The organism is Bacillus sp. SIMBA_154, assembly GCF_046536015.1.
GTDB lineage: Bacteria > Bacillota > Bacilli > Bacillales > Bacillaceae > Bacillus > Bacillus pumilus_P.
Genome location: NZ_JAWJBV010000305.1, coordinates 1 through 268, shown reverse-complemented (window position 1 = coordinate 268; position 268 = coordinate 1). Strand labels below are relative to the sequence as shown.

1 protein-coding gene is annotated in these 268 nt (G+C 48.1%); it reads left to right on the top strand.

Features of this window, described 5'->3' with window-relative positions:
- Positions 1–268, top strand: a 268-nt coding sequence (locus tag R0K30_RS22150; RefSeq protein ID WP_410613015.1) for a hypothetical protein, incomplete at both ends; no start/stop codon positions are given.

The following is a 268-nucleotide window of genomic DNA, read 5'->3' as shown; positions in this document are numbered from 1 at the left end:
CGGGCGCTGACTGCCATTGCCCTTTTATTCTCCATTCTGAAAGTAAGGCCCGTGCCGTTCTGCGTCCTTGATGAAGTGGAAGCTGCGCTTGATGAAGCCAATGTATTCAGGTTTGCGCAATATTTAAAAAAATACAGCGGCGACAGCCAGTTTATCGTCATCACCCACAGAAAAGGCACTATGGAAGAAGCGGATGTCCTCTACGGTGTTACAATGCAGGAATCCGGCGTTTCCCGAATGGTTTCGGTCAAACTGGAAGAAACAAAAG